We start from the raw sequence: 21,290 nt of genomic DNA on the forward strand, positions 1-21,290 counted from the left end.
GTTGGCGGTCATCGATGCACGCCGACGTTGGCCGCGAGGTAGCCGACGCGTCGTTGTACCGCGGCGATCTCGCGGATGCCGTCGGTCAGCAGGCTTCGTTCGAGCGGCGACAGATCGGCCATGATCAGCACGTCGCCGGGGCGGTGGCCCGCTGTGATCTGGTCGATCTGATGCGACAGTCGGAGCCGTTGCAGCAGCGCGAACACCTCGGACAGTGCAGTGACATCACGTTCGGAGAGCATGCCGTTACCCGACGCCGCGGCGAGTCGCGCCGGCGTGGAGGCCGAGGCCATGCCGACCGACAGCCCACCCCAGCGAGCGAGGTTGACGATGGGCGTCAGCGCGTGGGCCTTGAGATCGAACGTCCCGCCGCGCCGAGCCAGGACGTCGCGTAGCGATCGCAGCCGAGCGCGGCCGGCGAGCGCATCACGCAGCTGCAACCGCAGTGCGTCGGGGTGATCGACCAGCAGTCGGCGGTAGGCCTCGGGCACGGTGTGCAGTTCTCTCGGGCCCCACACCACTCTGCCGTCGATCATCAGCGAGGACATGATGAGGCCGGAGTCCTCTGCCGGATTGCCACGTTGGCCGAAGGGGTTGCTGAGCCAGTGCGCCGCGGCGCGTTCCCACTGACCGGCCGAGCGTGCGAATCGAGGTGAGCTCGCGACCGCGCCGTTGGTGTCCGACGGTAGCCCGGCACCGTCGAGGCTCTCGTGCACACGGGCGGCCAAGTCCATCAACGCCTCGTCGCGGGTTCTCTGCACCGCGTTCGCTTTCCCTCGAACCTCGGGGTCGGCGGTGGTGTCCGCCCAGCTCAGCGCACTGTCGACGTCCGAGGAGGGCATGGCTTCTCGACGCGCCACGCTGCCGAGAGTGATCCAGGCGAATCGGTCACGCGGCACGTCCGGACGTGCAGTCCATTCGATCTCGACGGCACGGCGGACGATGCTGTCCACCACGACGGAGAGGATCGCGCTGACCGCCATCGCATCGGTTCCGCCCTGGAACAGATCCACCACCAGTCGGGGCACGAGCCTGCCTGCGTCGGCGAGTTCGGCGGAGGTCGAAGCCGACGCCACCGCTCGGCGCACCACGAAACTGCGTCGAGTCGAGGCAGCGTGCAGATCGGAATCCTCGACGACACCGAGAACCTCGCCCCGATCGGACACCACGGGCATGTGCCGCAGCCCCAGTTCGAGCATGTCCATCAGCACGGTGCCGGCCAGCCGGTCCGCCGTGACGGTCTCGGCGGGTGCCGTCATCACCTGCTCTATCGGAGTATCGACTCCGATCCCGGCGGCCACCACACGAATTCGGAGGTCTCGGTCGGTGAATATGCCATGGCGCGAGCCACGCAGCGGAACCAGAACGTACGAGCTGCCCTGATCGGTCATGTGCCGGACGGCGTCTCGAACGGTGGTGCCGACGGGTACGAACACCGCTGGGGCCGAGAGCAATTCACCGACAGTGCGGCCTGCGCTACCCTCGACCGGTCCCCCACGGTATGCAGACGACGAATTGACGGCATCGGCCAGGAACGCCAGACCGGTGGGCGTCGCGAACAACGGCCGAACCAGTGCACCGGGCAACTGCAGGACGACACTCGGTTCGAGTGCCCGCGCTCGGAATTCGACAGTTCCACCGGACAGCAGAGCCGAGAATCCGAAGACGCCACCTTCACCGATGGTGTCGATCGGCACCTCGGTGGGAGAGGTCGCGTCGGGGTGCATGATCACCACGCGCCCGGTATGCACCACCCATACGGTGTCGGTATCGGTCGAGACGTCCATCCGTCGAGGGTCCACAACCCATGCGCCACTGCCGTACTCGCGTTCGACGGCCGCCGCGGCCACCTCGGCCAGCACAGCCGGTGGCGCGCCCTGAAACGGTGGATGCGCGCCGAGGAAATCGGCCAGCTCCGATCTATCCGCCACGGATCAGGTCGGCGCATCTCTCCGCCATGGTCATCACCGTGATGTTGGGATTGACGTACGGCAGCTTCGGCATCGCCGACGCGTCGACCACGCGCAGGTGCGAGACTCCCTTGACTCGTAATTCCGGATCCAGCACGGCCATGGCGTCGTCCACCGAGCCCATCCGCGCCGTGCCCGCCGGGTGATAGACCGTGTTGTGGGTCTTGTGCACGTAGTCGAGCAGGTCGTCGTCGGTGACGGCCTCGGGCCCTGGGGCGAGTTCGCGCTCGATCCATTCCGAGAGTGGACCGTGCGCGGCGATGTCGCGCGCCAGCTTCAGTCCGGCCAGCATCACCGCGTCGTCGTGGCCGTCGGCATCGGTGAAGTAGCGCGGGTCCACTTTGGCACGGTCACGAAAATCTCTGCTGCGCAGACGAACAGTGCCGCGCGAGCGCCCCTGCGTCACGTTCGGAGTCAGGCAGAATCCGTTGTCGGTGGTCGGGTAGCCCCAGCGGAGGGTGTTCATGTCGAACGGCACACTGCCGTAATGCATCATCACGTCCGGGTAGTTCAGCGAGTCGTCGGTCTGCGCGAACACCCCGATCTCCCACCACTGCGAGGACGTGGTGACCATGGGCTTGCTCGCTTCCCAGAACACCAGACCTTCGACGTGGTCGTCGAGGTTCTCACCCACACCGGGAGAATCGACTCGCACCGTGATTCCCATCTCGCGCAGTTGGGCTGCCGGTCCGATTCCCGAGAGCATCAACAACTTCGGCGTGTCGATGGCACCGGCGGTCACGATCACCTCGCGCCGTGCGGAGACGGTGTCGTAGCCCGTCAGGTCGGGGCGCTGATATCGCACACCCGTCGCGGTCAGCGATTCGTCGATCAGAATCTCGCTGATCCAGCAGTCGGTGCGCACCTCGAGGTTCGGCCGTGAGCCGATGATCGGGTGCAGGTACGCATGCGAGGTCGACATGCGTGAGCCGTCTTCTCCCGCATTGATCTGAAACCAACCGGCACCGTTGAGTACAGGCGTTCCGCGGTTGAATGCGACCGTGGGAAGACCTATCCCGGCGGCCGATTCGAGTACTGCGGCACCGCACGGATCGTTCGGCGGCACGTCGCGGATTCGCACGGGGCCGTCGTGTCCGCGGCCCGTGTCGTTGTTCTCCACGCGCGCGACGTACGGCAGGATGTCCGACGCGCCCCACCCCGTCGCACCGGCCGCCGCCCAATCGTCGAGGGTTTCCGCAGGTGGGTGAAACGCGATGCAGGAGTTGTGCGAGGAGCAGCCACCGAGCACTTTCGCGCGCGCGTGCCGCATGAAGCTGTTGCCGCGTTCCTGCGGCTCGACGGGATAGTCCCAGTCGTAGCCGGAGTCGAGCAGGTGCATCCACTCCACCAGTTCGAGAATCGCCTTATCGCCGACGTCGGTCGGCCCTGCTTCGACGAGGCAGACACTGACGGAGGGGTCCTCGCTCAGACGTGCCGCGAGGACGCACCCCGCCGTCCCGCCACCTGCGACGACGTAATCGAACTGGGTGTCTGTCACTGCACGCTCCTTCTAGTTGCCCGTGGAGGCATGTGATTTCAGAGTGCCGATGTGCTTGCGTCCCTTGACTGCGTACCACAGCAGGCCAACGCCGAGGATGCCGCCGATGTAGACGAATGCTCCGAACGTGTTGTACCAGGGGGTTCCGTACACGGCCTCGCGCGGCCACGCGAGGTTGATCGCCATTCCAGCGCCCCACACCACTGCCGCGATGTTGACCGGCAGGCCCCACCTGCCCATCGTGAAGTATCCGCCGGGCTTCAGATCTGCCGGCGGCCACTCACCCTTGACTCGTTTGACCAACAGTGGACCGGTGACCATCAGATACGCGAGGTAGATCATGATGATCGCGATCGAGGTGAGGACCGTGAAGATCTGCGGCTGACCGATGTTGACGACGAGAATGACGATGGCCAGCACGCCGATGGTCACCGCGGGCACCACCGGGGTCTGGGTCTTCGGATTCACCTTGGCCAGACTCTCGCCGAAGGGCAACGCGTTGTCTCGGGCCATGGCGAACGTGAGCCGGATCGCCGCGGTGTGCACTGCCAGTGAGCAAACGAAGACCGCGATGACGATGCAGATGAGGAAGACGGTGCCCAGCGGGCCCCACATCACCGATTCGACGATGGACTGCAGGCTGCCGTCGGGACTGCCGAGGGAAGGATCGTTCAGGTCCGGTGCGGCCATGACGGCGAACACCAGGATGGCTCCGCCGATGACGAACGAGGCGAGGATGGCGCGAAAGATCGCCTTGGGGGCCGTGCGCCGAGGTTCGACCGTCTCCTCGCCGAGCGAGCTCGCGGTGTCGAATCCGTACATCACGTAACCCGACGCCAGCGACGCGACCAGGAAGGCACCGAGGTAGCCGCCGCTCTCGCCGGCTCCGTAGCCGTTGGTCGAGAAGAACACCTCCGGCCCGCGAGTGATGTTGGCCGCGAGCAGGATCGCGATGAGAACGGCAGCGATGAGTTCGATGAACACGCCCGCACTGTTGATCATGGCCATCAGCCGGACTCCGAGCGCATTGATCGTGGTGGTGATCGCGATCAGAATCGCACCGAGCAGCACTGCGTTGGCCGCGAAGTCGGTGGCACCCGAGCCGTCACCGATGATCTGGAACCCACTCCAGATACGTGGCAGGTTCAACTGCAGAGCCAGAGCGACGGCAGACAGTGTCACGATCGATGCCGTGAGCATCAACCAGCCCGCCGACCAGCCGACGATCCTGCGGCCCAACAGCTTCGCCCAGTTGTACACCGATCCCGCCACCGGATACTTCGCGGCCAACTCCATGAAGCACAAGGCCACGCAGAGTTGGCCGACGAACACTGCAGGCCACGACCACAGATACGCCGGCCCGGCGGTGCCGAAACCGAAGTAGAAGAGCTGGAACGTGCCGGTGAGAATGGAGATGTAACTGACTCCCGCGGCGAAGCTGGCGAATTTCCCGAGACTTCGATCGAGTGACTCCTTGTAACCGAAGTCGTCCATTCCGCTCGAATTGTCGTTCAGTAGTGCCATGCGCCTGGCCTTTCCGATCTTTCGCTATCGGGTACCGAACCACCCCGCCGCGGTGGGTGAGGTGTTGTGCCAAATATGCTTTGCCTCTTGGTATTCGGACATTCCGGACGGTCCGAGCTCGCGTCCGTTGCCGGACTGTTTGAAGCCGCCCCATTCCGCGGCAGCGGTGTAGACACCGAAGTCGTTGAGCCACACCGTGCCATGGCGAAGCCCACGGACCATCCGTTCGCCTCGCGCGGCGTCCGATGTCCGAACTCCTGCGGCGAGACCGTAATTCGTATCGTTACCCAACAGGAGTGCTTCGGCCTCGGTGCCGAAGCGCTCCACAGTGAGTATGGGCCCGAATGTCTCCTCCTGCACGATATTCATGGACCGATTGCAGTGGTCGAAGATCGTCGGCAGAAAATAGCTACCCTTGTCCAGGGCCGGATCGTCCGGCTTCGTTCCGCCGATGACCAGCGTCGCGCCCTCCTCGACGCCGGTCGCCACGAAGGCTTCGATCTTCTCTCGCTGTGCCTGCGACACCAGTGGCCCGGTCTCGCTCGCCGGGTCCATGCCCGGCCCGATGACGATGGTTTTCGCCCGTTCGGCCACCGCAGCGACGAAGCGGTCGGCGACCGATTCCTCGATGATGAGTCGAGTGCCTGCCGAACACACCTGACCCGAGTGCAGAAAAACTCCGGTCAGGACGTTGTCGACCGAGTCGGCGAACGCCTGTTCGTCGGCCACCGCATCGGCGAACACGATGTGTGGATTCTTGCCGCCGAGTTCGACGGCCACCTTGGTGACGTTCTCGGCCGCCGCGGCCAGGATGTGTCTGCCCGTCGCCAGTCCGCCGGTGAACGAGACGAAGTCGACGTCGCGGTTCCTGGTGAGCGCGTCCCCGAGAACCGCGCCGCTGCCCTGCAGCAGGTTGACCACACCGGCCGGCACTCCGGCTTCTTCCACCAGCTTGGTGAACGCGATGGTGGACAGCGGAGTCACCTCGCTCGGCTTGAGCACCATGGTGCAGCCGGCTGCCAACGCGGGGGCGATCTTCCACGAGATCTGCAGCAGTGGGTAGTTCCACGGTGCGATCATGACGCAGACACCGATGGGCTCGTGCACCACACGGCTCAGGATTTCGGGTCGGTCGACGTCGATCAGACGATCGGCCTGCACCACAGCGAGATCGGCGTAGAAGCGAAAGACCGACGTCACGTCGTCGATGTCGATCTCGCTCTCGCCGTATGTCTTTCCGGTGTCGAGGGTCTCGATGCGCGCCAACGTCGCTTTGTCGCGTTGGAGCAGATCGGCGATGCGGTTCAGCAGATCGCGGCGCTCGGCCACCGTGACCGAGCGCCACGGTCCGTCGTCGAACGCCGCTCGCGCGGCTGCCACCGCCCGCAGAGCGTCGTCCGGCGTGGCCTCGTCCACCACGGCGACCGTGCTGCCGTCCGCTGGGTTCACGATGTCTCTGGTACCGCCGTCACCGGCCCCCTGCCACTGTCCGTCGATGTACAACGACGGGCGCAGCGAGGTCGGGTCGAGTGCTGCATCGGAATCGGTCACCGAAACACCTTCTTTCGTAGGGGGTCGGGTGGTGTGTCTACGCTATGCCCTCAACGGCCGATGACTCCATCGATCTGTTCGCGGATGATGTCCGCGTGTCCGTTGTGCCGGGCATATTCAGCGATCATGTGCACGTAGACCATCCGCAGCGACATCGGCCCACCGCGCGAGTCGACCAGATCGTCCAACGAGTGCCGGGCCGCGATCTCGTCCGAGGCACCGCACTCGGCGGAGAATCGCGCGAAGTCGGATTCGGCCCCGGACTCGGTCGCTCCCAGAAAGTCGGAGTCCTTACCGAACGCCGCGTCGTACATCGGAGCGAACGACATCGACTCCAGTCGCTCTCGGAACCAGATGCGCTCGACCTTCGCCAGATGACGCACGAGTCCGAGCAGGGAGAGCGTCGAGTGCGGAAACGGTCGCCACGCCAACTGTTCGGCGTCGGCACCGGCGCAGATGTTGAGCAGTGTCGCTCGATGCCACTGCAGCATTCCTTCGAGAATCGGCCGCTCGTCGCCGACGAGCGGACCCGTGACCTGTTCGGGTGTGGGCGCTGTCCATGTCTTCCGCCGTTCGGTCATGCAGAGATTGTCGAACATGCGACGGCGCTGTGCAGCGCCGCGCATTACGGTGGGATTCATGACTATCGAAGATGTGGGCGGCAGACGAACGGTGACGGCGGACGAGCTTCTTCTCCTGGTGGGTGATCACCTGCTCATAGAAGAGGGTGTCGCGACCGGGTTCATCGAAAGCGCAGGCCAGGTCGCCGAGAACGTGGCGGTGACCGTGACCGACGGCGTCGACGGCACCACGACGACCGAGCGCGTTTTTCTTCCCGATGCCGAGGTGACCATCGAACCCGCCGATCGCGGACGCGCCCCGGTCACTTTGTGACGGAAGAAGTCCCTGCTCAGAAGTACATTCATGTAACTCGAACAACTCTGCTCACACCAGTCACACCGGCACCGAATTGAGCTAGGGTGGCGGAAACCCGTCACCGCTCGAAAAGGACGTCAGTAGTGCGACAAGGCCGAGTACGACCGACCGTTCGCGTTGCCGTGGTGTCCTGCGCCGCCGCGCTCGCTGTCGGGTTCGGCTCGATCTCGGCGGTTGCCGCGCCCGAGGCCTCGGCCCCGGCAACCGTCGCCGAAACGGTCCGTTCGGCCGACGCGGAGCGCTACAACGACGCGCAGAATGCATTGGTGAAGGGGCGCTACGACGCCGGTTTCGCGGCACTCGATGCGCTCGCAACCGCTGCCCCGGACGACGCCAACGTGGCAGCTCTGCAGACGTTCTATGCCAACGCGACCGCCGATACCGCTGCTCTGACGGAGCACAGGACCCGCCTGCGCGGCCTGTCTCCAACCCTCGCCGATGCAGTCGATCGCGCCATCGCCATCATCGACGAAGCCGCCACGCAGACAATCGATTTCGCCCCGACCACCGACGGACCGCGTACCGCGATCGTGGTGCTCGGGCTGGGGCTGGAGGGTGACGGCAGCATGACAGACGAGTTGGTGGCACGTCTACGCTCGGCCGTCGCCGCGGCGGAGCGCTCCCCCGAGTCCCCCATCGTCGTCACCGGCGGGAATCCGCAGAGCGGTATCACCGAGGCCGAGGCCATGCACCGATGGCTCGTCGACGAAGGCATCGCGGCCGATCGCATTCACACCGAATCGACCGCGAATTCGACGGTGCAGAACGCACAGCGCACCACCGCACTGGCAGCCGAGATCGGCGTCGAGAATCTGGTGCTCGCAACGACTCCGAGCCACCTACGGCGCGCGATGTCGGACTTCGAGATCGCCGGATCCGACGTGATGGGCGCTGCGACCGTCGATGTCGACGATGTCCCGGACCTGCCCACACTCGCTCCTACGGCGCGGTTGGGTATGACCGTGGATGCGACCAAGATTCTCGGAATACCGCGCACCTACTGACGCGTCCACCCGCGCAGCACGCACTCCGCTCCCGCGTCGAACATCGCCCGACGAGTCTCGTCGTCGGCGGTCGAGGGCATTGCCAATTCGAGCGACACCAATCCGTGCACGATCGCCCAGAACGAGTGGCTGATCAACTCGACCGACGCCCCGTCCATGGTTCCCGCCGCAACGGCGCTCGACACGGCAGCGCGGAGCGGATCCATGGCCGCGTCCGCGCGATGCGCCTCGTCTGCAACATCGATCGAACCGAGCACTCCCCCGAACATCACCGCGTACAGATGCGGATTGGCCAGTGCCCAGGTGCGGTACGCGACGGCGAGCTCTCGTAGGTCCACTTCGGGATCGCCGGTGACCGGAACCCGGCGCTGGGAGTCCCCGAAACTCGCGAACGAGGTGGCGAACAGTGCCACGAGCAACTCGGTACGTCCGCCGAACAGCGAATAGATCGCCGTTGTGGATGTGCCCTGTGCAGCGGCCAGTTTACGCAGCGACAACGAGTCGACGCCCTGGTGCGCAACGGTTTCCGCCGCGGCCTCCAGTAGCCGGGTCCGCAACTGCTCGTCGTGAATTCTGGGTCTCGCCACTTGCGGAACCTATCACAACGGTGTTTTATAACGGTGTCACACAATGCTTCACCCACCGAACAGACGGGAACACGTCATGCCACCCATCATCGACGGCCGCCGGACGGTCGAATTCGAACGAGACAGCGTCACGGTCTTCCTCATCGGAATGCGGATCAACAATCCGGTGGCCGTTCGCTCCTGGTTACCCGTGGTGCGCGCGATGCCGCGGATGCTCGGCCATCTCGAGCAGGATCGCGCTTCCGGGCTGCTCGGTTACCACTCGTGGCTGGGGCGCACCACCATGCTGGTCAGCTATTGGCGCACTGCCGAGGATCTGACGCGATTCGCCTCCGATCCCGACGCACCACATGCGCCCGCCTGGCGTGCCTTCAATCGATCGGTGGCCGCAACCCGCCACGTCGGCGTCTGGCACGAAACCTATACCGCCACAGCACAGAACAGCGAGGCGATCTACGTCAACATGCCTGCGTTCGGCCTTGCGGGAGCCATCGGCGGACTACCGGTCGGTACCGGCTCGCACACGTGGAAGCAGCGAATGAAGTCCGCGAAGTAAGAGCTACAGGAAGTTCGCGGCACGCGCAGCGAGGTCGAGAACGGGCTGCGGAAAGACTCCGAGAGCGACGGTGACCACCACCGAGGCCCCTATCGAGCACGACACCGAGGCAGTCGGGCGCACGATCGTGGCAGTCGTCTCTCCCGGATCGGTGAAGAACATCAGCACGATCACCCGCACGTAGAAGAACGCCGCAATCGCGCTGCACACCACACCGACCACGACCAGCGCCGCTCCGCCTGCACCGGAGGCAGCACTGAACACCGCGAACTTGCCGATGAACCCACTGGTGAGCGGAATCCCGGCGAACGAGAGCAGAAACAACCCGAACACCGCCGCCACCAGCGGTGACCGACGGCCTATTCCCGCCCACCGATCGAGGTCGCTCACCTCACCGCGTTCGTCGCGCGCCAACCCGATGATCGCGAACCCTCCGAGAGTGCTGAAGGCGTACGCCACCAGGTAGAACATCGTGGCCGACACACCGGCGTCACCCCCATCACCGGAATCACCCAGTGCCGTCACTCCCGTGAGGATGAATCCGGTGTGTGCAACGGACGAGTACGCCAGCATCCGTTTGACATCCGTCTGCGTCACCGCGACAACGGAACCCAGCACCATCGTCGCGATGGCGACCACCCACAGCATCGGTCGCCAACTCGAGTCGAGACCGGGCAGAGCCATTCCGAAGATGCGAAGAATCGCACCGAACGCCGCGACCTTGGTCACCGTGGCCATCAGCGCCGTCACCGGCGTCGGTGCACCCTGGTAGACGTCGGGAATCCACGAATGAAAGGGCACCGCGCCGACCTTGAACAGCAGACCCACTGCGAGCAAGGCGGTTCCGATCAGCGCGAGCGATCTGCCCGGACCGTCCACCGCGATGGCGTCGGCGATGCCGTCCAACCGAACGGTTCCGGCGTATCCGTACAGGAACGCGACTCCGAACAGGAAGAACGCGGACGAGAACGCGCCCAACAGAAAGTATTTCAGAGCCGCTTCCTGTGAGAGCAGCCGCCGCCGTCGGGCGAGTCCGCAGAGCAGATACAGCGGAAGCGACAGCACTTCCAGCGCCACGAACATCGTCAGCAGATCCGTGGACGCCGGGAACAGCAGCATCCCGCCGATCGCGAACATCGCCAGAGGAAATACCTCCGTCTGGGCGACGCCTGCATCGATGGCCTCCTTCTCCGCCACGCTGCCCGGGGTGGTCGATGCCTGTGGAGTGAACGAATCGATCCGGCGCTCGGCACCGGCCCCGGTGACTGCAACGGTGCGCTCCGCCAGCAGTGCGACTGCCGGAATCGACACCAGCACAATGGTTCCCTGCAGGAAAAGGGTAGGGCCGTCGATCGCGACCGCCCCGTTCATCGCCGACGCCTCGGTTCCGGCCAGACCGAGGATCGCCGCCAGCGCTACCAGCAGTCCTGCGAGAGCAAGACCCAGATGTATGAGCCGACGGGCCCGCAGCGGCACGAACGCTTCGACGAGAACGCCGAGAACTGCGACCGAGAACACGATCAGCATCGGTGCCAGCAGACCGTACTGCACCTCGGGTGTGGTCATCGCTGACCTCCTGAACCGTCGACGATCGTGGATTGCACTGCCGGAGTGATGACATCGAGCGCCGGTTTCGGGTAGACACCAAGCACGATCAGCAACGCGATCAACGGCACCACCACGGCCAGCTCGCGTCGGACGAGATCGGGCACCGTCCGGTTGTCTTCAGGGACCGGCCCGGTCATGACGCGCTGGTAGAGCCACAGTATGTAGATCGCCGACAGCACCAGGGCTCCGGCGGCCACGATCGCAGCGACTCCGTATCGACCGAACGTGCCGATCAGCACCAGGAATTCGCTCACGAAGGGGGCGAGGCCGGGTAGAGAGAGCGTGGCAAGTCCCGAGATCAAGAACGTGCCGGCGAGCACCGGTGCCACCTTCTGCACACCGCCGTAGTCGGCTATCGCTCGTGAACCTCGACGCGAGACGAGGAAGCCCGCGATCGAGAACAGTGCGGCCGTGGAAATTCCGTGGTTGACCATGTACAGCGTGGCACCGGCCTGACTCTGACCGGTCATGGCGAAGATGCCGAGGATGATGAACCCGAAATGCGAAATAGACGTGTACGCAATCAGTCTCATCATGTCGGTCTGACCGATCGCCAGTATCGCGCCGTAGACGATGCCGATGACCGCAAGAGCGATGATCCACGGCGCGAACGTCTGCGACGAGCCAGGAAAGAGTTCGAGACAGAACCGCAGCATCGCGAACGTGCCGACCTTGTCCACCACCGACATCATCAAAACCGCAGTCGCGGGCGTGGACTGCACGGCGGCGTCGGGCAGCCACGAATGGAACGGCCACAACGGTGCCTTGATCGCGAAAGCGAACATGAAGCCGAGGAACAGCGCGTTCAGGACCATCGGGTCCACTCCGAGTCCGCCCGATGACGCCGCGTCGGCGATCACGCGCAGATCGAATGTCCCGCCGTCGAACGGCCCGTCGGGTCTCGCGGTCACCACGTAGAGGCCGATGACGGCCGCCAGCATGACCAGACCGCCGAAGAGGTTGTACAACAGGAACTTCACCGCGGCGCGCGTACGATGCTTGCCCCCGAAGCCGCCGATGAGGAAGTGCATCGGAATCAACATCGCTTCGAAGAAGATGTAGAACAGCAACACGTCCAAGGCAAGGAACGAGACGACGACCATCGACTCGACCACCAGGATCAACGCCATGTACGTGTGCGACACCCGACGGGAGCCGTAGTGCGCGACGCGACTGCCGTCGTACCAGCCTGCGACGAGCAGCAAAGGCGTGAGAACGGTGGTGAGCAACACCAGCACGAGGCCGATGCCGTCGAGGCCGAGGGTGTACCGCGCACCGAAAGCCGCTATCCACGAATGGTCCTCGACGAACTGGTACCGATCGCCACCGGAGTCGAACGACACTGCCAAGGCGACCGACAAGGCCAAGGTCACGGCAGCGAAACCCACTGCGACACTGCGCGCGACGGTCGGACGAGCGGCGGGCACCAGGGCGACGACGATCGCGCCGAGCATCGGGAGCACCCAGAGAACGGTCAACCAGGGAGTCACAGAGCCACCACCATCAGTACCACGAGAACGGCTCCCGCGAACATCGCCAACGCATACGACCGCACGTATCCCGTCTGCAGCCGCCGGGACCGCGTCGATGCACCACCGATCGAGCTACCCACCCCGTCCACGACGGCGTCGATACCGTTGTCGGCGTGCACCAGTGCGCGCGTGAGGGTCTGTCCCGGACGCATGAATGCCGCCTCGTTGAAGGCGTCTCCGTAGAGATCGGCACGTGCGGCTCGGGTCACGGCCGACACGTCCTCGGGTGGCGTCGACGGAACCTCACCGACGATGTACTTGCGGTAGGCGACGGTCGCGCCGACCACAACGACCACCAGGACGGCGACGGTGACGACCCAAGCCGGAATCGCGTGCTCCTCGTGAGCCGATCCCACCACGGGCTCGAGCCATGTCTCGAGGCGACCGCCCACCGCGAGAAAGGCACCCGACGCCACCGAGCCGACGGCCAACACGATCATCGGAGCGGTCATCGTCGCCGACGCCTCGTGCGGATGTGCCTGCGCGGACCAGCGTTTCGGACCGAAGAACGTCAACAGCATCACCCGAGTCATGTAGAAGGCCGTCAGGCCTGCACCGAGCAACGTCACGCAGCCGAGAATCGGGCCTGCCACTCCCCCGGCGGCGAATGCAACCTCGATGATCGGATCCTTGGCGAAGAAGCCGGAGAACGGCGGCAGTCCGATGATGGCGAGATACCCCAGGCCGAACGTGACGAACGTGATCGGCATCGCGACGCGGAGTCCGCCGAACCGTCGCATGTCGGTCTCGTCGTTCATCGCATGCATCACCGATCCCGCGCCCAGGAACAAGCCCGCTTTGAAGAAGCCGTGCGAGATCAACAGCACGATGGCGTAGGAGTACCCGGAGGGGCCGAGCCCGGCCGCGAGCACCATGTACCCGATCTGACTCATCGTCGACGCCGCGAGCGCTTTCTTGATGTCGTCCTTCGCACATCCGATGACGGCACCGAACAGCAAGGTCACCGCCCCGACGGTGACGGTGGCCGCGCGGGCGGCAGGAGATGCCTCGAACACCGGTCCCGAGCGCACGATGAGATACACCCCGGCCGTGACCATCGTGGCCGCGTGAATCAGTGCCGACACCGGTGTCGGACCCTCCATGGCATCACCGAGCCAGGACTGCAACGGCACCTGCGCCGACTTTCCACATGCCGCCAACAGCAGCATCAGCGCCATGGCGGTGGCCACGGATTCGCCCGCCCCGCCGATTCCGGCGAACACGTCGTCGTACTGCACGGAGCCGAAGTTGACGAACATGATCATCAGCGCAACCGCCAGGCCGATGTCGCCGACTCGGTTGACCACGAACGCTTTTCGGGCAGCCGACGCGGCGGACGGCTTGTGCTGCCAGAAGCCGATGAGCAGATACGACGCCAGACCGACACCCTCCCACCCCAGATAGAGACCGAGGAAGTTGTCGGCCAGAACCAGCAGCAGCATGGCTGCCAGAAACAGGTTGAGGTACGCGAAGAAGCGACGCCGCTCGGCGTCGTGACTCATGTAGCCGATGGAGTACACGTGAATGAGCGAACCGACCCCGGTGATCAGCAGGACGAAGCAGATCGACAATTGATCTGCGCGCAAGCCGAACTCGACCTGTAATTCGTCGACCGGAACCCACCGGAACAGGGTCTGGGTGAGGGCGCGGCCCGACTCGGCGCGACCGAGCATCGAGCCGAACACCACCGCGGCCACGACGAACGAGGACACTGCTGCCGCCGTCGCGACGAGGTGCCCCCAGCGGTCGGTACGCCTGCCACCGAGCAGCAGGAACGCCGCACCGAACGCAGGCAGAGCCGGAAGAAGCCACAGCATCGACATCATTTCTACGCCCCCGTCAATTCTTCATCAGGGAGTTCTCGTCCATCGAAATCGACCGACGGGATCGGAAGATGGCCATGATGATGGCCAGGCCCACCACCACCTCGGCGGCGGCGACCACCATGGTGAAGAACGCGAACAACTGGCCGTCGAGGTTGCCGTGCATGCGGGAGAAGGTGACGAACGCGAGATTGACTGCGTTGAGCATCAATTCGATGCACATGAACACGATGATCGCGTTGCGCCTGACGATGACGCCCGCCGCGCCTATCGCGAACAACAGAACGGACAGGTAGAGATAGTTCTCCGGATTCATCGTTCGTCACTCTCGATCCGAGGATCGGCGAACATGGCGTTGACGGAGGACTCGGATTCGGTTCCGTCGGGCAACAAGGCGCGGCGATCGACCCCGTTGTGCCTGGCATACACTCCCGGGCTCGGCAGCGGTGTCACCCTCGAGCCGTCGCGGAAGCGATCCTGCGCCATCTCTCGCTGACCCTTGACCGGCCCCAGAACTTCTCGGTGCGCCAGAATCATCGCTCCGATCGTGGCAGTGATCAGCAGTGCTCCGGTCAACTCGAACGCCCACACGTATTCGACGAAGATCAGCTCTGCCAGGCCCTCGACGTTTCCGGTCGAGTTGGCGGCGTCGAGACCGGCGAAGTCGAGCCGGCCGGCACGGGCCGCGTCGCGCAGCAGTACCCCGATGATCAACAGTCCGAAGCCGATTCCGATGACGACGGCAGCGATGCGGTGGCCACGCAGAGTTTCGGTCAGCGACTCCGAGGTGTCGACCCCGACGAGCATCAGAACGAACAGGAACAGCATCATGACCGCGCCGGTGTAGACGACGATCTGCACGACACCGAGGAACAGCGCTCCCTGCGCCATGTAGAAGGTCGCCAGTACCACCATCGTGGCAGCGAGGAACAACGCCGAGTAGACGGCCTTGGTGCTCATCACCACCCCGAGTGCGCCGATGACGGCGACGACACCGAGGGTCCAGAACTGCACGGCCTCACCGGTGGACGTGGCATCGAGGGCGAGCTGCACCGCAGCTTCCGGTGCACTCATCGCACCGAACCACCATCGGGTTCGGCTGCGGGCTCGGCTCCGGACTCGTGGCCGGTGACGGCTCCCCGGTAGTAGTCCTCGGACGTAAGGCCCGGCGCCATCGCGTGCGGCGGTGCGGTCATCTGCGGTTGCAGCGGGGCCAGCAGCGCGTCCTTCTCGTAGATCAGATCGGCTCTGTTGTCACCGGCGAGTTCGTACTCGTTGGTCATCGTCAGAGCCCGTGTGGGACATGCCTCGACACACAGTCCGCACCCGATGCACCGCAGGTAGTTGATCTGATAGACCCCGCCGTAGCGCTCGCCCGGAGAGTACCTTTCGGTCTCGGTGTTGTCGGCTCCTTCGACGTAGATGGCGTCGGCCGGGCAGGCCCACGCGCAGAGCTCGCAGCCGATGCATTTCTCGAGACCGTCGGCGTACCGATTGAGCTGATGCCGCCCGTGGTAGCGAATCTCGGTGGGCTTCTTCTCCTCCGGATACAGCTCCGTCTCGGGCTTCTTGAACATCGTGGCGAAGGTGACCCCGAAACCTGCTATGGGACCGAGAAATTCAGGCATCGGCGTTCTCCTTCGGTGACCTGGCGGCGGATGAGCGCACACCGGCGTGCCGGCTTGGGAAATTCGAGCCCTGCTCGGGAATGGGAGGTATCGGGAATCCGCCTGCCAACGCATCGAACTCGACGACAGATGCAGGAGGCGGCACGTTCCGTTCCCGTGCATGCCTGCGCACCATCAGCAGCAGCGCACCCAGCACGGCCACCGCGAAGATTATCGACACTCCGAACGTGACCAGTGGTACGTCGTAGCGCTCGGCCCCGAGGACCCGAACCGTCGCGATCACCATCACCCAGACGAGGGCAACCGGAATGAGGATCTTCCAGCCGAAGTTCATGAACTGGTCGTAGCGCAGCCTCGGCAGCGTCGAACGCAGCCAGATGAACACGAACAGGAACACCCAGACCTTGAGGGTGAACCACAGCACGGGCCACCACCCCGAGTTGGCACCGCTCCACAGACTCAGCGGAATCGGAGCCCGCCAGCCGCCGAGGAACAGCGTGGTCGCCAGTGCCGACACGGTGACCATGTTGATGTACTCGGCGAGCATGAACATGGCGAAACGAAGAGACGAGTACTCGGTGTGAAACCCGCCCACCAACTCACCCTCGGCCTCGGGCAGATCGAACGGAGCGCGGTTGGTTTCGCCGACCATCGCCGTCACGTACACCAGGAACGACGGCAGCAGCAGAAACACGTACCAGGTGTTCTGTTGCGCAGCAACGATTCCGGACGTCGACATGGTGCCCGCGTACAGGAAGACCGCCGCGAACGACAGGCCCATCGCGACCTCGTAGGAAATCACCTGCGCAGTCGAACGGAGCGCACCGAGCAGCGGGTACGTCGAGCCCGACGCCCACCCTGCCAACACGATCCCGTACACACCCACCGACGTGACCGCGAGGATGTACAGAACCCCGACCGGCAGGTCGGTCATCTGCAGTGGCGTCGTGGTACCGAACACCGACACCTCGGGGCCGAACGGAATCACCGCGAAGGCCATGAACGCAGGCACCACCGAAATGATCGGAGCCAGAACGTAAATCGGCTTGTCGACGCCGGTCGGAGTGATCCCCTCCTTCAGCGCCAGCTTGATCCCGTCCATCAACGACTGCAACAGGCCCCACGGCCCCACCCGGTTGGGACCGACCCGCATCTGCATCCACGCCATGATCTTGCGTTCGGCGTAGATCGCCACCAGCGGCGTGAGCACCAGGAACACGAAGACCGCCAAGGCCTTCCCGACAACCAACCACCACGGATCGTTGCCGAACATCGACAGATCGGTCGGCGCGGCCACGATCACGACTGCTCACCCTCTGGTCGTTCCGCAGGCTCCACTCCTGCTCCCTCTGGTCGTTCCACAGAACCCCGACCGATGCGAACCACCGCGCCCGACTGCACACCGAGCGACCGGTACACCGCCGAACCGGACGAGTTCAGCGGCAGCCAGACCACGGTGTCGGGCAGGTCGGTGATCGTCAGCGGCAACGTGATCGAGCCCCGGTCCGTCGCGACGCTCACCGGGTCACCGGTCTCCGCTCCGATGGCCGACGCCGTCGCCGCCGACAACCGAACAGTGGGCGGGCGACCGGTCGCGGCGAGATTGTCCTCACCGTCCTGCATCCGTCCCGCATCGAGGAGCATCCGCCACGTGGCCAGAATCGCCTCCCCGGGCCCGAGGGTCGGAACGTGCGCGCGGGACGCGATCCGGGCCACCGGGATGCGCGGGCCGTTCCACACACCGAGGCGAGTCAACTGAGCGCGTGCCGCCGCCGCGTCGGGTACGGCCAGTTCGACGCCCATCTGTGCGGCGATCGCATCGAGGACGCGTTGGTCCGGCATCAGTGCACCGGCACCGAGCGCAGTGTCGAACGCGCGCGGTCGTCCTTCCCAGTCGACGAAGGTTCCCGGCTTGTCGACCACCGGCGCCACCGGGAACACCACGTCGGCCCGCTCGGTGACCGCACTGCGGCGTAGCTCCAGGCTCACCACGAACGCCGATCGGTCCAGTGCATCGAGTGCACCCGCAGGGTCCGGTAGATCGTCGAGATCGATTCCGGCAGTGACCAGGACACGACTCGGTCCGGCGTCGGCCAGGATCGCCGCGGTGTCGCGGCCCACCTCCGCCGGCAACTCGGACACACCCCACACTGCGGCAACCTCGGCGCGCGCAGCCGCATCCGCCACAGGACGCCCGCCGGGCAGGACGTTCGGCAGCGCCCCGGCGTCGAGGGCACCGCGTTCTCCAGCACGTCGCGGAATCCAGGCCAGGCGCGCCCCGGTATCGTCCGCCAGTTTCGAAGCCGCCGCCAGACCGCCGGGCACGGAGCCGAGCCGCTCGCCGACGAGCACGATCGCACCGGGCTCGCGAAGGAGGTGAGCAATGGATTCGGTCCCACGATCGCCGATGTGCAACGCATCGAGCCACGCCGGCTCGTCACCGGGAATCGACTGCAGCAGAACGCCGTCGAGCTTTCGCAGGCCTCGGGTGGAGAACGGCGCGATCGACGCCACCACCACTGCGCTCGTGCGGTGCGCCTTGCGAAGCCTCAGGAACACCAGCGGCGATTCTTCCTCGGGCTCGAAGCCGACCAGCAACACCACCGGGGCCTGCTCGAGGTCGGTGTAGGTGACCCCCAACCCGGTCGCTGCAATTCGGCCGGCCAGGAAGTCGGCTTCTTCGGTGCTGTGGCTCCGATTGCGGAAGTCGACGTCGTTGGTGTGCAGCACTGTTCGAGCAAACTTGGCGTACGCGTAGGCGTCTTCGAGGGTCGACCTTCCGCCGATCAGCACCGCCGCCCGGCCGACCGATGCGGCCAGCCCCGACGCCGCGGCGGCCAGCGCAGCCGACCACGACGTCTCGATCAACTCCCCTGATCCGTCCCGGATCATCGGCGCGGTGATGCGATCGGGTTCGGTGGCGTACTTGAACGCCCACCGTCCCTTGTCGCAGTTCCATTCCTCGTTGACCTGCGGGTCGTCACCTGCCAGCCGGCGAAGGACCTTGCCGCGTCGATGGTCGGTTCGTTGAGCACAGCCGCCTGCGCAGTGCTCGCACACGCTCGGTGACGAGGTGAGATCGTAGGGACGCGCCCGGAACCGATATTCGGTGTTGGTCAGCGCACCCACCGGACAGATCTGGACGGTGTTGCCCGAGAAGTAGGAGTCGAACGGCTCGTTACCGAAGATCCCGACCTGTTGAATCGCACCGCGCTCGAGCAGGTCGATGGACGGGTCGCCGGCCACTTGTGCCGCGAACCGAGTGCAGCGCGCGCACAGGACACACCGTTCCCGGTCCAGCAGGACCTCCGCCGACAGCGGAATCGGTTTGGGGTACGTGCGTTTGGTCTCGACGAATCTGGACTCTGCTCGACCCGCCGCCATCGCCTGGTTCTGCAGCGGGCACTCGCCGCCCTTGTCGCACACCGGGCAGTCCAGCGGATGATTGATCAGCAGCAGTTCCATGACGCCTCGCTGCGCCTTCTCCGCCGACTCCGATGTCACCTGAGTGCGCACGACCATGCCCTCGGCCACCGTGGTCGTGCAGGACGCCAACGGCTTGCGCTGCCCCTCGACGTCGACCAGACATTGACGGCACGCCCCCACCGGATCGAGCAGCGGGTGATCGCAGAAGCGCGGGATCTGCACACCCATCAGCTCGGCGGCGCGAATCACCAACGTGCCCTTGGGAACGCTGATCTCGTGGTCGTCGATGGTCAGTGTCACCATCTCCACGTGGGTCACCGCGGAACGACCATGTGCAGCTGCGGTCATGACGTCAGCTCCTCTGCCATCAGAGTCGATCGGTGTGGATCGAAGGGACATCCCTGTTCGGTGACATGTCGGATGTATTCCTCGCGGAAGTACTTCAGCGAGGACACGATGGGGCTCGCAGCTCCGTCTCCCAACGCGCAGAACGACTTTCCGGCGATGCCGTCAGCGATGTCGAGCAGTGTCGTCAGGTCCGCTTCGGTGCCGGTTCCACTGTCGAGGCGGCGCAGTATCTGCACCAGCCAATAGGTTCCTTCTCTGCACGGCGTGCATTTGCCGCAGGATTCGTGTGCGTAGAACTCCGTCCAGCGCAGTACCGCTCGCACCACGCACGTCGTGTCGTCGAAGATCTGCAATGCCTTGGTACCCAACATCGATCCGGCGGCGCCGACGCCTTCGTAGTCGAGTGGCACGTCGAGGTGGTCGCCGGTGAACATCGGTGTCGACGAACCTCCCGGTGTCCAGAACTTCAATTCGTGACCGGGCCGGATGCCGCCCGCGTAGTCCAGCAGTTCCCGCAGGGTGATACCCAGCGGAGCCTCGTACTGGCCGGGACGACACACGTGACCGGAGATCGAGTAGAGGGTGAATCCGGGTGACTTCTCGCTGCCCATCGACCGGAACCATTCGATTCCGTTGCGCAGGATCACCGGAACGCTGGCTATCGATTCGACATTGTTGACCACTGTCGGGCGTGCGTACAGGCCTGCGACCGCGGGGAACGGTGGACGCAGCCGGGGTTGTCCGCGCCGACCCTCCAACGAGTCGAGCAGAGCCGTCTCCTCGCCGCAGATGTACGCGCCTGCACCGGCATGGATCACCAGCTCGAGATCGAATCCCGTTCCGAGAACGCCCTTGCCCAGGTAGCCGGCCGCGTATGCCTCGGCGACCGCGGCATGCAGTCTGCGCAACACCGGTACCACTTCGCCGCGGACGTACACGAATGCACGCGATGCCCGAATGGCGTACGCCGCGATGATGATTCCTTCGATCAGTGTGTGCGGGCTCGCCATCAGCAGCGGCATGTCCTTGCAGGTGCCCGGCTCCGATTCGTCGGCGTTGACCACCAGGTAGTGAACTTTCCCGTCACCCTGTGGAATGAAGCTCCACTTCGTTCCGGTCGGGAATCCCGCACCGCCACGGCCGCGCAGACCGGAATCCTTCACCAAGGCGATGAGATCGTCGGGGTCCATGGACAGGGCTTTCTCCAGCCCTCGATATCCGTCGTGACTGCGGTAGGTGTCGAGGGTCCACGAGTTCTTCTCGTCCCAGAATTCGCTCAGCACCGGCGTCAGGGCCATG

18 protein-coding genes are annotated in these 21,290 nt (G+C 64.9%); 3 read left to right on the forward strand and 15 right to left on the reverse strand.

The genetic code is table 11. The features are described 5' to 3' along the window. Positions 1-8: 8 nt before the first annotated feature. Genes CH273_RS20245 through CH273_RS20265 form a run of 5 tightly spaced genes read right to left on the reverse strand, consistent with a single transcriptional unit; the run spans position 9 to position 7,124 of the window. Entirely contained in the window at positions 9-1,931 is a 1,923-nt protein-coding gene (locus CH273_RS20245) for a putative nucleotidyltransferase substrate binding domain-containing protein (RefSeq protein WP_032397869.1), read from the reverse strand. Next, complete coding sequence (locus CH273_RS20250) at positions 1,921-3,468, reverse strand: GMC family oxidoreductase (protein WP_032397868.1); 1,548 nt, start codon at positions 3,466-3,468, stop codon at positions 1,921-1,923. The genes CH273_RS20245 and CH273_RS20250 overlap by 11 nt, the downstream gene beginning before the upstream one ends. 12 nt (positions 3,469-3,480) lie before the next feature. Then, positions 3,481-4,992 carry an APC family permease gene (locus CH273_RS20255; RefSeq protein ID WP_032397867.1) on the reverse strand — a complete coding sequence of 504 codons (1,512 nt, stop codon included), beginning with the start codon at positions 4,990-4,992 and terminating at the stop codon, positions 3,481-3,483. 24 nt (positions 4,993-5,016) lie between these two features. Next, complete coding sequence (locus tag CH273_RS20260; RefSeq protein ID WP_045195472.1) at positions 5,017-6,543, reverse strand: aldehyde dehydrogenase family protein; 1,527 nt, start codon at positions 6,541-6,543, stop codon at positions 5,017-5,019. A gap of 50 nt (positions 6,544-6,593) precedes the next feature. Beyond that, complete coding sequence (locus CH273_RS20265) at positions 6,594-7,124, reverse strand: DinB family protein (RefSeq protein ID WP_032398388.1); 531 nt, start codon at positions 7,122-7,124, stop codon at positions 6,594-6,596. 58 nt (positions 7,125-7,182) lie between these two features. On the opposite strand from CH273_RS20265, the gene CH273_RS20270 reads away from it, so the two are divergent. Continuing rightward, a complete protein-coding gene (locus CH273_RS20270; RefSeq protein WP_032398387.1) occupies positions 7,183-7,437 on the forward strand; it encodes a hypothetical protein in 255 nt (84 codons plus the stop codon). A gap of 125 nt (positions 7,438-7,562) precedes the next feature. Next, positions 7,563-8,483, forward strand: coding sequence for a YdcF family protein (locus CH273_RS20275; RefSeq protein WP_052050313.1), 921 nt, complete (start codon positions 7,563-7,565; stop codon positions 8,481-8,483). Here CH273_RS20275 and CH273_RS20280 read toward each other — a convergent pair. Continuing rightward, positions 8,477-9,070, reverse strand: a complete 594-nt coding sequence (locus CH273_RS20280) for a TetR/AcrR family transcriptional regulator (RefSeq protein ID WP_032397866.1) — start codon at positions 9,068-9,070, stop codon at positions 8,477-8,479. The two genes, CH273_RS20275 and CH273_RS20280, sit on opposite strands and share 7 nt — an antisense overlap. A 76-nt stretch (positions 9,071-9,146) precedes the next feature. Here CH273_RS20280 and CH273_RS20285 point away from each other — a divergent pair, with 76 nt between their 5' ends. Further along, on the forward strand, positions 9,147-9,626 hold the full coding sequence (locus CH273_RS20285; protein ID WP_032397865.1) for a DUF4188 domain-containing protein: 480 nt from the start codon (positions 9,147-9,149) through the stop codon (positions 9,624-9,626). 3 nt (positions 9,627-9,629) lie between these two features. On the opposite strand, the gene nuoN is transcribed toward CH273_RS20285, so the two are convergent. Genes nuoN through nuoF form a run of 9 tightly spaced genes read right to left on the reverse strand, consistent with a single transcriptional unit; the run spans position 9,630 to position 21,289 of the window. After that, complete coding sequence (nuoN, locus tag CH273_RS20290) at positions 9,630-11,192, reverse strand: NADH-quinone oxidoreductase subunit NuoN (protein ID WP_052050310.1); 1,563 nt, start codon at positions 11,190-11,192, stop codon at positions 9,630-9,632. Next, entirely contained in the window at positions 11,189-12,688 is a 1,500-nt protein-coding gene (locus CH273_RS20295; RefSeq protein WP_462052387.1) for an NADH-quinone oxidoreductase subunit M, read from the reverse strand. Before CH273_RS20295 ends, nuoN begins: the two co-directional genes overlap by 4 nt. 32 nt (positions 12,689-12,720) lie before the next feature. Further along, positions 12,721-14,592, reverse strand: a complete 1,872-nt coding sequence (nuoL, locus tag CH273_RS20300) for an NADH-quinone oxidoreductase subunit L (RefSeq protein ID WP_179275524.1) — start codon at positions 14,590-14,592, stop codon at positions 12,721-12,723. A gap of 13 nt (positions 14,593-14,605) precedes the next feature. Next, positions 14,606-14,905: an NADH-quinone oxidoreductase subunit NuoK gene (gene nuoK, locus CH273_RS20305; protein WP_032397862.1), complete on the reverse strand. Its 300-nt coding sequence runs from the start codon at positions 14,903-14,905 to the stop codon at positions 14,606-14,608. After that, the gene (locus tag CH273_RS20310; RefSeq protein WP_032397861.1) at positions 14,902-15,663 is read right to left on the reverse strand and encodes an NADH-quinone oxidoreductase subunit J; all 762 of its coding nucleotides are present in this window, start codon (positions 15,661-15,663) and stop codon (positions 14,902-14,904) included. Before CH273_RS20310 ends, nuoK begins: the two co-directional genes overlap by 4 nt. Further along, complete coding sequence (gene nuoI / locus CH273_RS20315; RefSeq protein ID WP_032397860.1) at positions 15,660-16,217, reverse strand: NADH-quinone oxidoreductase subunit NuoI; 558 nt, start codon at positions 16,215-16,217, stop codon at positions 15,660-15,662. The genes CH273_RS20310 and nuoI overlap by 4 nt, the downstream gene beginning before the upstream one ends. After that, on the reverse strand, positions 16,210-17,490 hold the full coding sequence (nuoH, locus tag CH273_RS20320; protein WP_032398384.1) for an NADH-quinone oxidoreductase subunit NuoH: 1,281 nt from the start codon (positions 17,488-17,490) through the stop codon (positions 16,210-16,212). Before nuoH ends, nuoI begins: the two co-directional genes overlap by 8 nt. Positions 17,491-17,516: 26 nt before the next feature. Then, the gene (locus CH273_RS20325) at positions 17,517-19,991 is read right to left on the reverse strand and encodes an NADH-quinone oxidoreductase subunit G (RefSeq protein ID WP_052050307.1); all 2,475 of its coding nucleotides are present in this window, start codon (positions 19,989-19,991) and stop codon (positions 17,517-17,519) included. After that, positions 19,988-21,289 carry an NADH-quinone oxidoreductase subunit NuoF gene (gene nuoF, locus CH273_RS20330; RefSeq protein WP_032397859.1) on the reverse strand — a complete coding sequence of 434 codons (1,302 nt, stop codon included), beginning with the start codon at positions 21,287-21,289 and terminating at the stop codon, positions 19,988-19,990. Before nuoF ends, CH273_RS20325 begins: the two co-directional genes overlap by 4 nt. Position 21,290 lies beyond the last annotated feature (1 nt).

Origin of the sequence: Rhodococcus sp. 05-339-2, from assembly GCF_002258965.1 — a bacterium.
GTDB lineage: Bacteria > Actinomycetota > Actinomycetes > Mycobacteriales > Mycobacteriaceae > Rhodococcoides.

Excerpts from the sequence above, each read along its gene's own strand:
- CH273_RS20255 (WP_032397867.1), bottom strand. The coding sequence starts at position 4,992 with ATGGCACTACTGAACGACAATTCGAGCGGAATGGACGACTTCGGTTAC.
- CH273_RS20265 (WP_032398388.1), bottom strand. The coding sequence starts at position 7,124 with ATGACCGAACGGCGGAAGACATGGACAGCGCCCACACCCGAACAGGTC.
- CH273_RS20270 (WP_032398387.1), top strand. The coding sequence starts at position 7,183 with ATGACTATCGAAGATGTGGGCGGCAGACGAACGGTGACGGCGGACGAG.
- CH273_RS20285 (WP_032397865.1), top strand. The coding sequence starts at position 9,147 with ATGCCACCCATCATCGACGGCCGCCGGACGGTCGAATTCGAACGAGAC.
- nuoN (WP_052050310.1), bottom strand. The coding sequence starts at position 11,192 with ATGACCACACCCGAGGTGCAGTACGGTCTGCTGGCACCGATGCTGATC.
- CH273_RS20295 (WP_462052387.1), bottom strand. The coding sequence starts at position 12,688 with ATGCTCGGCGCGATCGTCGTCGCCCTGGTGCCCGCCGCTCGTCCGACC.
- nuoL (WP_179275524.1), bottom strand. The coding sequence starts at position 14,592 with ATGATGTCGATGCTGTGGCTTCTTCCGGCTCTGCCTGCGTTCGGTGCG.
- nuoK (WP_032397862.1), bottom strand. The coding sequence starts at position 14,905 with ATGAATCCGGAGAACTATCTCTACCTGTCCGTTCTGTTGTTCGCGATA.
- CH273_RS20310 (WP_032397861.1), bottom strand. The coding sequence starts at position 15,663 with ATGAGTGCACCGGAAGCTGCGGTGCAGCTCGCCCTCGATGCCACGTCC.
- nuoI (WP_032397860.1), bottom strand. The coding sequence starts at position 16,217 with ATGCCTGAATTTCTCGGTCCCATAGCAGGTTTCGGGGTCACCTTCGCC.
- nuoH (WP_032398384.1), bottom strand. The coding sequence starts at position 17,490 with ATGTTCGGCAACGATCCGTGGTGGTTGGTTGTCGGGAAGGCCTTGGCG.
- CH273_RS20325 (WP_052050307.1), bottom strand. The coding sequence starts at position 19,991 with ATGACCGCAGCTGCACATGGTCGTTCCGCGGTGACCCACGTGGAGATG.
- nuoF (WP_032397859.1), bottom strand. The coding sequence starts at position 21,289 with ATGGCCCTGACGCCGGTGCTGAGCGAATTCTGGGACGAGAAGAACTCG.